Annotated in this window: 14 protein-coding genes; 7 read left to right on the forward strand and 7 right to left on the reverse strand. The window is 44.5% G+C overall.

Annotated features, from left to right (window positions below; translation table 11 throughout):
• The first annotated feature begins 162 nt into the window (after window positions 1-162).
• From AC5JPT_RS05260 to AC5JPT_RS05280, 5 genes are all read left to right on the forward strand, one after another.
• Complete coding sequence (locus AC5JPT_RS05260) at window positions 163-867, forward strand: FFLEELY motif protein (protein ID WP_493857363.1); 705 nt, start codon at window positions 163-165, stop codon at window positions 865-867.
• 80 nt (window positions 868-947) lie between these two features.
• Window positions 948-2,048 carry a bifunctional demethylmenaquinone methyltransferase/2-methoxy-6-polyprenyl-1,4-benzoquinol methylase UbiE gene (gene ubiE, locus AC5JPT_RS05265; RefSeq protein ID WP_493857364.1) on the forward strand — a complete coding sequence of 367 codons (1,101 nt, stop codon included), beginning with the start codon at window positions 948-950 and terminating at the stop codon, window positions 2,046-2,048.
• 89 nt (window positions 2,049-2,137) lie between these two features.
• A complete protein-coding gene (locus AC5JPT_RS05270) occupies window positions 2,138-2,842 on the forward strand; it encodes a ubiquinone biosynthesis accessory factor UbiJ (RefSeq protein WP_493842832.1) in 705 nt (234 codons plus the stop codon).
• 115 nt (window positions 2,843-2,957) lie between these two features.
• Window positions 2,958-4,616: an ABC1 kinase family protein gene (locus AC5JPT_RS05275; RefSeq protein ID WP_493857365.1), complete on the forward strand. Its 1,659-nt coding sequence runs from the start codon at window positions 2,958-2,960 to the stop codon at window positions 4,614-4,616.
• A gap of 95 nt (window positions 4,617-4,711) precedes the next feature.
• The gene (locus AC5JPT_RS05280; protein WP_493857366.1) at window positions 4,712-6,139 is read left to right on the forward strand and encodes an FAD-binding oxidoreductase; all 1,428 of its coding nucleotides are present in this window, start codon (window positions 4,712-4,714) and stop codon (window positions 6,137-6,139) included.
• A 98-nt stretch (window positions 6,140-6,237) separates the two neighbouring features.
• On the opposite strand, the gene ruvB is transcribed toward AC5JPT_RS05280, so the two are convergent.
• The 5 genes from ruvB to AC5JPT_RS05305 form a co-directional block, all read right to left on the reverse strand.
• Window positions 6,238-7,218, reverse strand: a complete 981-nt coding sequence (gene ruvB, locus AC5JPT_RS05285; RefSeq protein ID WP_493858432.1) for a Holliday junction branch migration DNA helicase RuvB — start codon at window positions 7,216-7,218, stop codon at window positions 6,238-6,240.
• 170 nt (window positions 7,219-7,388) lie between these two features.
• Window positions 7,389-8,009, reverse strand: coding sequence for a Holliday junction branch migration protein RuvA (ruvA, locus tag AC5JPT_RS05290; RefSeq protein WP_493857367.1), 621 nt, complete (start codon window positions 8,007-8,009; stop codon window positions 7,389-7,391).
• A gap of 87 nt (window positions 8,010-8,096) precedes the next feature.
• A complete protein-coding gene (gene fba / locus AC5JPT_RS05295) occupies window positions 8,097-9,134 on the reverse strand; it encodes a class II fructose-bisphosphate aldolase (RefSeq protein ID WP_443526129.1) in 1,038 nt (345 codons plus the stop codon).
• A 438-nt stretch (window positions 9,135-9,572) separates the two neighbouring features.
• Window positions 9,573-9,959 carry a hypothetical protein gene (locus AC5JPT_RS05300; protein WP_443526127.1) on the reverse strand — a complete coding sequence of 129 codons (387 nt, stop codon included), beginning with the start codon at window positions 9,957-9,959 and terminating at the stop codon, window positions 9,573-9,575.
• 254 nt (window positions 9,960-10,213) lie between these two features.
• Window positions 10,214-11,428, reverse strand: coding sequence for a phosphoglycerate kinase (locus AC5JPT_RS05305; protein WP_493857368.1), 1,215 nt, complete (start codon window positions 11,426-11,428; stop codon window positions 10,214-10,216).
• Window positions 11,429-11,867: 439 nt separating this feature from the next.
• Here AC5JPT_RS05305 and AC5JPT_RS05310 point away from each other — a divergent pair, with 439 nt between their 5' ends.
• Window positions 11,868-12,197 carry a TraR/DksA family transcriptional regulator gene (locus AC5JPT_RS05310; RefSeq protein WP_493857369.1) on the forward strand — a complete coding sequence of 110 codons (330 nt, stop codon included), beginning with the start codon at window positions 11,868-11,870 and terminating at the stop codon, window positions 12,195-12,197.
• A gap of 72 nt (window positions 12,198-12,269) precedes the next feature.
• On the opposite strand, the gene AC5JPT_RS05315 is transcribed toward AC5JPT_RS05310, so the two are convergent.
• The gene (locus AC5JPT_RS05315) at window positions 12,270-12,929 is read right to left on the reverse strand and encodes a thiamine phosphate synthase (RefSeq protein WP_493857370.1); all 660 of its coding nucleotides are present in this window, start codon (window positions 12,927-12,929) and stop codon (window positions 12,270-12,272) included.
• A gap of 88 nt (window positions 12,930-13,017) precedes the next feature.
• A complete protein-coding gene (locus tag AC5JPT_RS05320) occupies window positions 13,018-14,100 on the reverse strand; it encodes a serine hydrolase (protein ID WP_493842825.1) in 1,083 nt (360 codons plus the stop codon).
• A gap of 437 nt (window positions 14,101-14,537) precedes the next feature.
• Here AC5JPT_RS05320 and AC5JPT_RS05325 point away from each other — a divergent pair, with 437 nt between their 5' ends.
• Window positions 14,538-15,173: a response regulator gene (locus AC5JPT_RS05325; RefSeq protein WP_319050626.1), complete on the forward strand. Its 636-nt coding sequence runs from the start codon at window positions 14,538-14,540 to the stop codon at window positions 15,171-15,173.
• Window positions 15,174-15,199: the final 26 nt, after the last annotated feature.

Consider the following 15,199-nt stretch of genomic DNA (forward strand, 5'->3'; position numbering starts at 1 on the left):
CTATGTAACAGTTTGGCATTTGTATTCTTATTTATTTTCTTTTAAGGTGAACACAATTTTCAGTGCTTGTTAAAATAGATGCTCAAACACTCACTGACTCAAATCAACATACCTACTTTTTATAATTTTAAAATATTATTTACCTCTATAGGATTTATTGCCATGGCCGCTTTAGCTGATCTACAACAGCACTTGAACCGTTTTTGGGCACTACCTCATCATCAGGATGAGCAATTGAGCATTAAGCTCAAAGAAGTACAAACATGGCAGCAAGCACGCATACGTCATACTCATCGCGCACTGTTTGAGCAGCCAAAAAACCAGCTAATGGCAGATTATTTTTTGACCCAGTTGTATGGGGGTGATGAATTCAAGGTGTTGGCTGAACAGCTAGCACGTATATTGCCAAAAGCCAAAAAACTAGAACGTCTTGCCAAAGAGTCTGCGTTGGAAGCTGGTAGCATGGGTATCCAAGCCGCAATTTTAGCCATTGAGCTAGACTTGCACTTAGCACAGTGGCTGCTCGATCAAGACTTGCCAGTGAACGAAGACAACATGCTGGCTGCTTACCGCGCTGTGGACGAAGAGGCGGAGCGCCGAGTACAGATTGCCAATCTAAAAGAGGTATGCTATCGCACGGACAAACACCTAAACTCATTCATGCTGAAAAAGGCGTTTGGTTTGGCAAAGACCACAGCATATCGTCACGGTTATCAACCGCTTTATGACTTTATTGATACAGGCTTTAAAGCGATGAAACCTCTTAAGAGTGTCAGCGACTTTATTGAGCCGTTTTGCAAACGTGAACTGCTGATCGTCGATGAGGTGCATAATAGCGATAAGCCAGTAGGGTTTGGTGTATCATAGAATACATAATTTAGAGTTCAATCAGCTCTTATAATACATTAGGCTGTATATAGCCTAATAAAAAACGATAGGGAAACACGATGACCGATACTTCAAACAATAATAGTGCCCATATTGACCATACCATACCTACCAATAGTCACCTGCAAAACAAACTGGTAGAGGACAGTATCGCTCATAATCAGCAGATAAGCGCACAGATATTGCGTGCCCAGACAGCGGCATCTAATGCAGATAACAGCAATGCCGCTCATGATAGCAACAATGACTTTACCAAAGTTCAAGATCTACCAACCGGAACGCCGCAAGGCCAGCAAACGACTATGCCAAACAGCAATAAGAGTAGCAGCGCTAACAACAGTACCGCACAAACGATCAAGCAAGCACTATTTAACCAACGCGATGACATCAACAATCCGCATACGCCAGATACTGATGGTGACGAGCCAACGCATTTTGGGTACAAGACCGTCAATAAAGCTGAAAAACAAGCACGCGTGGCTGATGTCTTTACGTCTGTTGCCAAAAAATATGACATCATGAATGACTTGATGTCATTTGGTATTCATCGTCTATGGAAGCGCTATGCTATTAGCCTGTCAGGCGTTCGTGCAGGTCAACATGTACTAGATATCGCTGGCGGTACGGGCGACTTGGCTAAAGTATTTAGCCGTGAAGTCGGTAGAAACGGTCATGTTGTATTGTCAGATATCAACGCTGCTATGTTAGAGGTGGGCCGTGAACGTCTGATCAATGCTGGCTGTAATAACGTTGATTTTGTATTGGCAAATGCTGAGACATTGGCACCATTCGATGATGAAAGCTTTGATCTAGTGACTATTAGCTTTGGTCTACGTAACGTTACAGACAAAGACGCAGCGCTAAAAGCCATGTACCGTGTGCTAAAGCCAGGCGGTCGCTTGTTGATTCTGGAATTCTCAAAGCCCGTGTTTGAGCCATTATCAAAAGCCTATGATTTGTATTCGTTTACCGCCCTGCCAGTCATGGGCAAGCTGATTGCTAATGATTCTGAGAGCTATCAATACTTGGCGGAATCAATTCGCATGCACCCTGATCAGCAGACCCTAAAGCAAATGATGCAACAAGCTGGCTTTGAAAACTGTGATTATCACAATTTAACTGCTGGTATTGTTGCTGTTCACCGCGGCTTCAAGGCGTAGAGCACAACTGGCAGTACCCTATTGAACTGACGTTAATACTTAATATCCTATGCGCTAATCAAGCGCTCACTTAACGATGCGAGAGCCTTATGCTAACTGTATTACTATTGGCTGGTGCCGAAAAGCTGATTAATATTGCGATTGCTAGTGACGAGATTACCAAAGCAGGTTTGGCACCACTTGCAGGTAAAGTATTGCGTCTCAATATGGGCATGCCTGATATTGACTTAGATGTCCTGTTCTCTCATGAGCGTCTACGTTTTGAGCCAGTCATGACTGAAAGTGTGTTTGAGCCAAGTGGCCAGATGAGCGAACGTCAAAAAGCCAGTACAGAGCGCGCACGTTTTGGGCATAGCCGGCCAGACTGCACCATCACCGTAGACAATCCCGCGCAGCTGCTCAATCTGATGCGCGGCGCCGAAGGTAATTTACCAATCGCTGGCGATTACAAAGTACTGATGCAGCTAAAACAGCTGGTGGCAGGTTTTGATCCCGATGTAGCAGGTCAGCTTGAGCCACTGATTGGCAAACCAATGGCCAGTCAATTACATCTTCTTATCTCTCAACTCAAAGGCACTTGGCGTCACAATGCCAAACGTGCTTTTGACGATGTCAGTGATTGGGCCAATGACGTCGCTGGTAACAGCACACCTGACCCCGTCGAAGTCGCTGAAGCCAATGACCTTAAACAGCAACTCTTAAAACTGCGAGCTGATGTCGAACGTGAACAAGCCAAGCTTGCTGCTATTAAAGAAGAGCAGGCCCGTTTCCTCAACAACTCATTTCATCAGTAGTTTGTTTTATGAGTAGCATATTTGAACTATGATCAGCAGCTAGTCTTGCTGATCATACTTACTACACAACATAGCGCCTACCCTATTTTCGTTTTTGCCCAGAGTACCCTATCCCATGCTACTATCCCACCGCGCCCGTTTACTTGAGCTTTGGCGTATTGCCGCCACATATCGCCTCGATACCCATTTTTCTGTCGAAGAAGCGCCGCAGCTACAACCTTTAGTGCGCTTGATTCGTACGCATCCGGCAGCATGGGGCAAGAAGCACCAGCCAAATGCCATTAAATATGCGCTTGAGGAGATGGGTACGCTATTCCTCAAATTAGGCCAGCTACTCTCAACGCGTCGCGATCTGGTACCGCCTGAGATCATCGCTCAATTGGTGCAACTGCAGGACAAAGTTAAGCCTTTCGACGCGGACATTGCTGTCGCGCAAATTGAGCACACGAAACATGGTCTTGGGCAGCCTATTAACGCCTTATTTGCGCGATTCGATATCAAGCCACTGGCGGCAGCCTCTATTGCACAAGTCCATACTGCCGCCTTGCACGACGGACGTGAAGTCGTCGTAAAAGTTGTACGTCCTGATATTCGTAATGTGATTGTTTCTGATTTTGAATTGCTACGAGAACTGGCAAGTTGGGCATCTGCCCGTATCGAGGCGGCACGCGCCGTACATATCATTGATATCGTCGAAGACTATCGGCAAGTGATGCTCAATGAGCTGGATTTGACGCTTGAGGCTGACAATACCACGCAAATGCGCAACAACTTCTTGGGTTCGGCATTGATGTATGTGCCTGAAGTGTATGATGCTGCCAAAAACGTAATGGTCATGGAGCGTATCCAAGGGGTGCCCATCTCACAAGTTGAGATATTCGATCAGCTGGGTTATGACCGTGCAGCACTAGCAGAAAAAGGTCTAACGATATTTTTTACGCAAGTATTTCGTGATAACTTTTTCCACGCCGATATGCATCCGGGTAATGTGTTCGTTGAGACGCCGCCTGTGCAGACACTGCACAAAGGTATGGCAGCAGTTGATTTGGGGCATGAGCCACGCTATATCGGCCTTGATTGTGCCATTATGGGCACTCTGTCAAAAGATGATCAACTTATCGTGGCACGAATGCTACTTGCAGTCATGAACAATAACTTTACCGCGGTCGTCGATATCGTTAGCCGTGCAGGCTGGATACCACCAAATGCGGATAAGCATGCTCTAATGCGTGATATGAAACGCACCGTGGGCCCTATGCTACAAAAATCAATCAACGATATCGACTTTGCTGGCGTGCTGATGCAGATTTTAGACATTGCTCGTCGTCATCATATGAGCATCCCGCCACAGCTGATGCTGTTGCTTAAAACCTTGGTTCATGTAGAGGGGCTCGGTCGCGACTTATATCCTGATCTAGATATCTGGTCGCTTGCTAAACCTATCTTGAGCAGTTGGATTAAAGAGCAGTTAGATCCGATGCGTAATCTACAGCAACTACGTCAACAACTGCCTGAAATGCTACTGTCTACCACTGATATTCCAAAGCTACTTGACCAAGGTTTACAAAGCCTTGCCTCACAAGGATCACGTCAGGACAGTCAACTACGTGAGATACAGCAGATTCGTGCAGACATGCTCAATGACCGTCGCCGCGATTGGTTGGCATTGGCTGGATTTGGGATCAATATTGGTATTGCAACGCAAGTGGGCTGGTTTGCACCCTTATTTTATTTGTTAGCTGTTTTAGTCGTTGTATGGCGTATCCTAATGTAATTATAATAGAACAAATGCCTGTTATTAGCGATATTAAATAAATATCGATTATGTTAATTTAAGGCTGAATAGTCGCATTATTTATAGGATCCATCATGTCATCACTAGCATTGTCACAGACTCATAGCACTCTCAAACCAGACCATAGCTTGGCTATTGCAGCACTGCAGGAACGTTTTGGCAAACAATTGAGTGTGAATTCAACAGTGCGTGAGCAGCATGGCCATACGATGACGTGGCTGGTCAATCAGCCGCCAGATGCCGTACTAACGGTGCAAGATAAGCAAGAAGTTGCAGCAGCGGTCGAGATTTGTCATCAGTATGAGATGCCCGTGATCGCTTTTGGTATTGGCTCATCGTTAGAGGGTCAGCTGAATGCACCCCATGGCGGTTTATGCATCGATATGCATGCCATGGATGCTATCTTGCAGGTTCATAATGAAGATTTGACTGTAACAGTGCAACCTGGCGTGACGCGTGAGCAGTTAAATCACTACTTACGTGATACAGGGCTGTTTTTTCCGATAGATCCCGGTGCCAATGCCAGTCTTGGTGGTATGGTCGCCACTCGCGCCTCAGGTACCAATGCAGTGCGTTATGGCACTATGAAAGATGTGGTACTCGCGCTTGAAGTAGTAACGGCGAACGGAGATATCGTACGCACAGGTACGCGAGCCAAAAAATCTGCTGCAGGCTATGACCTGACGCGATTAATGATTGGGTCGGAAGGAACACTGGGGATTGTCACCGAGATCACGCTCAAGCTGTTTGGTATTAGCGAGTGTAACGGTAGCGGTATTTGTCATTTTTCGACCATTGAAGATGCCTGTAAGGCAGTGATGCTAACTATCCAGATGTGCTTACCTATTGCGCGTATCGAGCTACTAGATGCGATGCAAATCAGAGCATGTAATCAATATGACAATCTCAACCTTACTGAGACGCCAACACTGTTTGTCGAGTTTCATGGTACAGAAGCAGGCGTTGCTGAACAGGCTCAACTATTTAGTGATATTATCGCAGAATTTGGCGGCCGTGATTTTTCTTGGGATACGAACGAAGCTGAGCGTAAACGTCTCTGGCAGGCAAGACATAATGCATATCATGCCAGCTCCGCGCTACGACCTGAGGCCAGTGCGTTATCCACCGATGCCTGCGTGCCTATTTCACGACTTGCAGAATGCGTGAGTGCCACCGCAAAAGATATTGAAGACGCTGGTATGATTGGACCTATTGTCGGTCATGTTGGTGATGGCAACTTTCATGTCTTATTGTTAGTCGATACAGGCAATCCTGATGAAGTCGCCACCGCTGAGGGCATTATCGGGCGCCTAGCCACACGGGCTATTGAGATGGATGGCACTTGTACAGGGGAGCATGGTATTGGACAAGGTAAACAAAAATACATGCAACAAGAGCATGGCAGCGGTCTAATGCTGATGCAAGCTATCAAGTCAGCGCTCGATCCTAAAAATATTTTAAACCCAGGAAAAATATGGCCTGAAGCTTTGCCCATGTTTTAAAATTATTGTAAAAATCACAGCCGATACTGAAATCAAAGCGACAACCAAAAAAAAGCGCCTACTTTCGATTAAAAGTAGGCGCTTTTCTATTTCGATATTTATAGCATTTGATCAATCGCCATCTGTGTCAGTACCCGTCCGCGAGCAGTACGCAGTACATACCCTTGCTGAATCAGGTAAGGCTCAATCACGTCCTCCAGCGTCCCACGATCTTCAGCCATTGCCGCTGCTACTGCTTCGACCCCAGCAGGACCGCCATCAAAACGCTCATGTAAAATCTCGATATAACGTCTATCCAGATGATCAAGACCGCGTCTATCTACTGCCAACATATCTAGCGCACTACCCGCAATCGTGCCATTAATGCTGCCATCACCTTTTACCTCAGCATAATCACGCACTCGGCGTAGCAAACGATTGGCAATCCGCGGCGTACCACGAGCACGGCGAGCAATCTCAATCGCCCCATCTTCACTCATCGGTACACGCATCAGACGTGCTGCTCGACTGACAATCGTTGTGAGATCAGCAATATTATAAAATTCAAGACGCTGTACAATACCAAAACGATCACGTAGCGGTGACGTTAACAGCCCAGCTCTCGTCGTTGCTGCCACCAATGTGAATGGCGGTAAATCAAGCTTAATAGAGCGCGCAGCAGGCCCCTCACCAATCATAATATCCAGCTGGAAATCCTCCATTGCTGGATATAGTATCTCCTCGATGACCGAGCTCAATCTATGAATCTCATCGATGAACAGCACATCACCTTCCTCTAAATTGGTCAGCATGGCTGCAAGATCACCTGGACGTTCGAGCACAGGTCCTGAGGTAGAGCGTAGATTGCCCCCCATCTCACGGGCAATGATGTTGGCAAGGGTCGTCTTACCCAACCCTGGCGGACCAAATATAAGCGTATGATCCAACGCTTCGTTACGGCCACGAGCAGCACCGATAAACACTTCCATCTGTTCACGTACCACTGGCTGACCAATATACTCAGCCAATAGTGCTGGCCGGATGTTGGCATCGGGTGCATCACTGGCACCTTCTAATGGATTAATTAGGCGATCTTGCATCATAGAATTTATCGTTATATTAGAAATATTAGTTAATAAATAGCATAACCAAACGCTGCGCATAAGTCATGCAAAACATCATTAAACAGGTGCCAAAACGAAAATAAGCGACACTCAATGTCGCTTATTTGTTTACTACTTGATGATGCTATATTGATAGCTGGTATTACTCAAAAGCCAGACAGTTGCTGTAGTGTAGCTTTTAGCAAACCTTGAGTATCAGAGAAACCATCCCCTTTACTCTTGGCTGCTTTTATCGCTAATTGCGCTTCTTTTTCTTTGTACCCTAGACTGATCAGCGCACCCTCTACCTCAGCGATGATACTGCCTTCGTGAGAAACCGTCGTTTCTTGAGGCGTCAATTTAAACGCACCATTATCAACTTCGATATTTTTTAGCTTATCTTTTAGTTCAATTAATAAGCGCTGAGCTGTTTTTTTGCCGATACCTGGTATACGAGTCAAGGCCGTCTCCGACTCTTGCTCGACATGCATTTTAAGTTCAGCTGCTGACATTGCAGAGAGCATTGCCAATGCCATTTTTGCCCCAACGCCATTGATCTTGATCAGTTGACGAAAAACATCACGTTCTTTGCGGTCAATAAAACCATAAAGCAGTTGCGCATCTTCACGGACATGAAAGTGCGTCCAAATACTTGCCTGCTCATTGAGTTGTAACTGACAAAATGACGGCAATGGCAACTCGATATCATAACCCACACCAGAGGTTGTCATGATACAAGCCGTCGGCGCCATTAAGTACTGCACCTGTCCCGAAATCAATCCAATCATCACTTACTACCTTTTATGTGGGCTATTATAAAAAAGACATCAGCTACCATCTCGTTATTCGCGACTACCTTTTACCAGTATAGTATACTACTGGTAAAAACCAACCATGCCTTCAAGACTGGTTGGACGGATTTTGTGCGCTTGACCTGCTGAACCAAATGCTTCAAAACGATTGGTACAGATGTCTGACATCGCAACCATAGAGGCTTTGAAGTATTTACGTGGATCAAATTCACTTGGGTTTTTTGCAAGGAATTCACGGATAGCACCGGTTGATGCCAGACGTAAATCAGTATCGATATTGACTTTGCGCACACCATGCTTGATTGCTTCTACGATCTGCTCCACAGGCACACCATAAGTTTCGCCGATATCGCCGCCATTTTCGTTGATGACTTTTAGCCACTCTTGTGGCACTGATGAAGAGCCATGCATAACAAGATGGGTGTTAGGAATGCGGGCATGAATCTCTTTTACACGCTCAATCGACAAGATGTCGCCTGTTGGTGGACGTGTGAATTTGTAAGCACCATGGCTGGTACCGATAGCAATCGCTAGCGCATCAACATTAGTGTCTTTTACAAATTGCTCAGCTTCGTCCGCACTAGTCAATAGCTGTTCGTGATCTAGCACGCCTTCTGCGCCAGAGCCATCTTCTTCGCCAGCCATACCAGTTTCTAGACTACCTAAACAACCAATCTCGCCTTCTACAGAGACACCACATGCATGAGCCATCTTGACAACTTCGCGAGTGACGCTCGCATTGTAATCATAATCCATTGGCGTCTTGCCGTCTTCACCAAGCGAGCCATCCATCATGACTGATGAGAAGCCAAGCTGAATTGAGCGTTGGCAGATAGCTGGTGACATACCGTGGTCTTGATGCATTACCACCGGGATATGTGGCCACTCTTCGATAGCAGCAATGATCAAATGACGCAAAAATGCCGACCCTGCATAGTTACGTGCGCCTGCACTGGCTTGAACGATGACAGGTGAATCACAAGCATCCGCAGCCATCATGATTGCACGCATCTGCTCTAAGTTATTAACGTTAAAAGCAGGAACACCATAGCTGTGTTCAGCGGCATGATCTAGAAGTTGACGTAAGGATATTAGGGCCATAAGACGCTCTCTGATTGGATTTTGAATAGTATGTTAGAAATGACGACCACTCTACTGCCTATAAGACGACATGCAGAATGATAAAACCCTAAATAATTTTGGGCGTGGTCATCACGCGGTGATTATAGCAAAAATTGTCCTGTCTTCGTAGCGGTTACCTGACTATTTGTCAGTCTGATTAGTGCATCTGCGCCAACCACTTCTATCATACTTGTTCTGAGTCATATAGGCTTGGTGGCATAGATTGAGTGACATATACCAAATCAAATATGTTGAGTCACGCTATCCATTATCCTAATAGCGCACAACGCAAAAAGCCTTGGCAATCACCAAGGCTTTTCTAGTATTTCGAGGCTTATAAAGCAATGACTAATTAAAAGGATGATCTATCAGTTACTGATAATATCCAAACAGTCATCAAAGTACTTATTACTTTGCTTAGTACTGCTGTTCTGCATCAACTGCAACATCGTTAGCACCGTCAGCAACAGCGTTAGCGCCATCAGCAACAGCTTCAGCAGTGTTTTCGACCGCTGTGTTAGTACCTTCAGCGATAGCATCACCAGTGTTTTCTAGAGCGTCTGTTGCAGCAGCACCCGCAGTTTCAGCGCCTTCAGCAACTTCATCACCAGCGTTTTGTGCAGCAGCTTCGGCTTCGGCAGCAGCAGCGTCTGTTTCAGCTTCAGCAGCTTCAGCATTCATTGCAGCATCATCACCAGCTGACTCAACAGCAGCTTCAGTGTTTTCTTCAGTTTGTTGGCTACATGCAGTAACTGCAAAAGTACCAGCAAGTACGCTAGCAAGTAACAAATGACGTTTTAACATAATAAACCTCTCGTAAATAATGCATGTCAAGATACATGGTCGCGCTATTTTATAGAGTGCGAATGAGACATGCAATAATAATTTTCAGTATATAAACAAATAATTACCGCTTGATAATGAATGACTACCGTTCTCACTCATGTAAATAAAAATAAGAAAAACAACAGTCAAAATATTATTTTCACAGACTACCTTAGATACCTATTATTAGTTGTACGTCTAATGTTACTAAACTGCTGAGTAACGTTAACTTCTTAGGCGTCAGTTTGCAGCGCTGCAACTGCCGGGAGTACCTTCCCTTCGACAAACTCTAAAAACGCGCCGCCACCTGTGGACATATAACTGACACCATCAGCAACTTGGTACTTGTCAATAGCCGCCAATGTATCACCGCCACCAGCTATAGAGAAACCATCGCTGTCTCTTACGGCAGTTGCCAGTATTTGTGTGCCTTGACCAAAAGCATCAACTTCAAAAACACCTACCGGACCATTCCACAAGATTGTCTTTGCATTAATAATGGCATCAGCAAGCTGCTCTGCGCTTTGTGGCGCGATATCCAATATCATGTCATTTTCGCCGATTGCATCAACAGACTTGATGGTTGCTGCAGCTTTCTGTAAAGAACCTGTAAAATCAGCAAAATCGATATCGCCTTTATCGGCAACAACGACATATTCCGGTAGTAAGATCTCAGTTTTGGACATAATATCACGCGCAGTATCGAGCAAATCTGCCTCATATAGCGAAGCGCCAACACTATGCCCTTGTGCGGCCAAGAAAGTATTGGCAATACCGCCACCAACAATAATTTGTGAACACACTTCAGCTAGGCTATGTAGTACTTCTAATTTAGTAGACACTTTTGATCCGCCAACAATAGCAAGCATCGGTTGTGCTGGCGTTTCAAGCGCTAGGCTTAAGGCATCTAATTCAGCTGCCAGCAAAGGCCCTGCGCACACGCTTTTACCTGCTTGACGCATCGCTTGCGTAACCCCTTCTGTTGACGCCTGTGCACGGTGTGCGGTACCAAAGGCATCCATGACAAAAACATCGCATAAATCAGCGTACTGCTTGGCTAGAGTCGTATCGTTTTTCTTTTCACCATTGTTGAAGCGTACGTTTTCTAGTAGTACAACTTCGCCAGGTTTTGCTGCGGTACCTTGCGTCAGGTAGTCACTATTAAGGCGTACTGGCGTCGATATTTTCGAGCCCAGCTTGTCTGTCAAATAGTCAGCAACTGGTGCCAATGAGTAGATGGTCTCAGGGTTGCCTTCTGTTGGACGTCCTAGGTGTGAGCATACAATCACAGCAGCGCCCTTCTCTAACGCCATCTCGATAGTGGGTAAACTTGCTTGTAAGCGGGCATCACTCGTAACCTTACCGTCTTTGATAGGGACGTTTAAATCCTCTCGGATCAGTACTACTTTGTCCGTTAAGTTCAGCTCACTCATACGCAAAAAATTCATTACCTGCTCCTATGTATCAACATATTTGTTAATTTACGACTGCTATCATTATTAATAAGACCAATAGCCTTGTCTATCTATAAGCCATTATATGCACTCAACGATTTGGATTATCGATTTGCATACTTGTTATTTATGTCTTTATCGCTCAACGCTCAGGCTGTTTATCCATGTGTTTTGTTGGACTGGATAAGCAGGTAGAAATCAGCGGCGATATATTCTACCAGTTTTCTCTCATAGGCTCGCAAGCATCGCTACAAAAACCTGCGTAATGTTGATATAGCGAGCTATTATTTTTAGACGTCTATTTCAACGAAACGACTATATTTACTAGCGTTGAGTCGATTCAATAAACAGTAACATTTCGTGGTGGTACTCAGCAGTCAGGGTCTTTATGATAGGAGCGTTGACAATAACAATAACCCCTTAGGAGCACATTATGAGTATTGATTTAGACACTGCAAAACAGAATCTATTAAAATTAAAGGACGAATACGAGTCTCGAATCGACAAAATTGAAGACCATATCCAAAACCCACAAGATGATCTCAATGAGCACTGGGAGGATCAAGCCATCTCATATCGCCAGAACGATATGCGCAAGAACCTAATGGGCGAAGCACGTCAAAGTCTCATTTACGTTGACAATGCATTGAGTCGTATCGAAAACGGTACTTATGGCGAATGTGAAGTGTGCGGAGAGCAAATCGAAGAACAACGATTAGAAGCACTGCCCTACGCCACTTTATGTATGGAACATGCCGAATAGTTATTCAGCTTTTTTATCAGTTCTTTCAAAAAATGTTATCAAGTAAGTGTTTTCCCTTTAGGCGGGTATTTTCTATTTAGAAAGTGCCTGCTGCCACTCATAGCAACGCTCAGCAACTTTATCTACTGGCAATCCCATGATATCGTTCACTACTGCTATAAGAGCAATAGGTATATCCGCCAGCTCTGAAATATTTTCTGCAGTCAATCCACCTATGACACATATCGGTATGTCCTGTTGACACCCTTCAATTAGTTGCTGACGTGAGACAATATTCGCATTTGGCTTAGTGGTAGAAGCAAATACCGCACCCATTGCCGCATAGCTTGCTCCGTTCTTTTTCGCTTCTTTGATGAGTTCTATATCACCGTGGCAGGTACGTCCAATGATTTGGGATGGTGCTAGAACTTGCAAGGCATCACTAACCTTTCCATCTGTTTGACCCAGATGCACACCGACGCCAAGCTTTACTGCCAGTTCAATGTCATCATTAATGACGACTGGAACCTCATATATGTTAGCCAACTCGACAATTTGCTTCGCTTCCTCATAGAGCATCGCATCACCATTTGGTAAGCTCATGATCTGCTTGCGGCGAATCTGTAATAGCCCAATCAAACCTGTCGATAGCGCTGCTTCTAGCTTTTGGTACAATAGACCAAACTCATCATCATTGGTCAGCAAGTAGAGCTTCGGTGGCGCAATAGATTGAGATTGTGGCGATTGACTCATAGTAAACATCCTTGATTTATTATTCTTAAACACAATAAAAAGGCCGTTATGTAAAATAACAGCCCTTTATGTATTCAAAATAAACGTTTTATACCGTACGGCGTGTTGCTAAGCTATTTAGGATGTTTTTGGCATCTCCCCAACGTGTCGCTGAGCTGTTTGCCCCTAAGATAACGATAATCGCTGGACGATTATTAACACGTGTTTCCATTACAACGCAGCGCCCAGCTTCATTGATAAAACCTGTTTTTGAGATCCCGATTGGATAATCACCTGCACGAACTAAACTGCTGGTATTGTTGGCACTGTAAGTGCGATTACCGCTTGAGTAGTTCGAGACAAAGAAGTCATAGCTCTTAGTAGTAGAAAAACGACGAATGACATCGTAGTTGCCAGCTGCACGTACCATTTTTACCAAATCATTTGAGGAAGCAACATTACGTTTATCAAGTCCAGTTGGATCCCCAAAAAATGCCGTGCTCATACCCAAATCTTGTGCTTTTCGGTTCATTGCACGCATAAAAGAACTGTAGCCACCTGGATAATTACGCGCTAAGCTTTTTGCCGCTGGGTTCTCAGATTTCATCAAAGACATCAGCAGTAGCTCTGCACGGTTCATGCGGTCACCTGATTTTAGACGTGAGCTTGCACGCTTAGGACCAACAAAATCCTCTGGATCAAGTGTGATCTCTTCACGCATATCGAGACCAGCATCCAGCACTACCATAGCCGTCATTACTTTTGTAATACTGGCCATAGGGCGCGCAATATCTGCATCTTTTTCGTAGATAGATTCGCCAGTTTCGGCATCAATTACTGCAACACTGCGCGAGTCAGTGCTGATTGGGATCATGTTGCTGCTACCAAATGCACCGCGGTAAGTTGTATTGTAACGAGCGCCATTGGTGTTGCTACTGCTCGCAAAGCTATTGGTGTTTGTGATATTGGTCGTACCATAACCATTATCGACTTTTTTGATGGCTGAGCTGTTAGACTTATACATAATGTTGCGTGCTTCAGATAGGCTGTCAGCACCGCCCCAACTCATACGGGCACTAGAGGTTGTCTCAGTGCTACCATTAATTGTAAGTGCGGCTTGTGCAACACTGCCCAAACTCAATGAAATCATAGCAGCGATCAATTGCTGTTTGGTTAATGGTAGTTGCTTCATTATGCCTCCTGCTGTCGCTATCACGCCAGTTACATACTGTCTGACGCCAAAAACGTACGTAGCGTTTGTAGATGTGTTTGTAAGTACTCACATAGAGCTTTTGTATTTTTAGTGTATCATGGTTTACATTTAAGTTTAATCTATCAAACTGATTTAGTGGTTTTTTTTGACTCCATTCAAACTTTGACACAACCAGTTTATATTGTGGAAACATTGATTCACAATATAGAAATATAACTTAACTTAGAATGCTATGATTCTTGATACCTTTCTATATTAACTGATAGTTTTCAAACGGACTAAATACTGATATTTGCGTGGTGCACTATCAGTGTTTTTTATATTCGGAAACAAAATATACCTCACAACAGTTTCGTTTTTCCTACGATCTCATTCTTATAAAAAATTCATTCTGACAAACAACAAAGAGTATGGTTATGATTAAAGTATTGGTGGTGGATGATCATGATTTGGTGCGGATGGGTATTAGTCGCATGTTATCAGACAGCCCCGATATCGAAGTAGTGGGTGAAGCAGACAGCGGAGATATGGCGATAAAACAGGCCAAGCAGCTACGTCCTGATGTGGTATTGCTAGATGTCAATATGCCAAATATCGGCGGGCTTGAAGCCACCAAACGCCTGATTCAGCTCGATATGGGTATTAAGATTTTGGCAGTGAGTAGCATGTCAGCCCAGCCTTATCCTTCCATGTTGATAAAAGCTGGCGTAAATGGCTATATCACTAAAGGGACTCCGCTTGACGAGATGATACGCGCTGTCAAAAAAATCTATCAAGGAGGTCGTTATTTCAGTCAAGATGTTGCTGAGCAATTGGCCGATGTTTTGTTGTCTGATAATGCCACTTCACCTTTTGAGTTATTAAGTGATAGAGAAAAACAAGTCGCCATGATGGTCGTCAATTGCCAAAGCCCTCAGCAAATTGCTGATCAATTATTTGTCAGTGTCAAAACCATCAACACGTATCGCTACCGTATCTATGAAAAAGTCGGGGTTGATAGTGATGTGAAATTGACCCACCTTGCCATTCGCCATGGTTTGATTCAACCCTAAGCTGCTCAGCACCTCTTTTTTGTAAT

The organism is Psychrobacter sp. H26 (assembly GCF_059073035.1).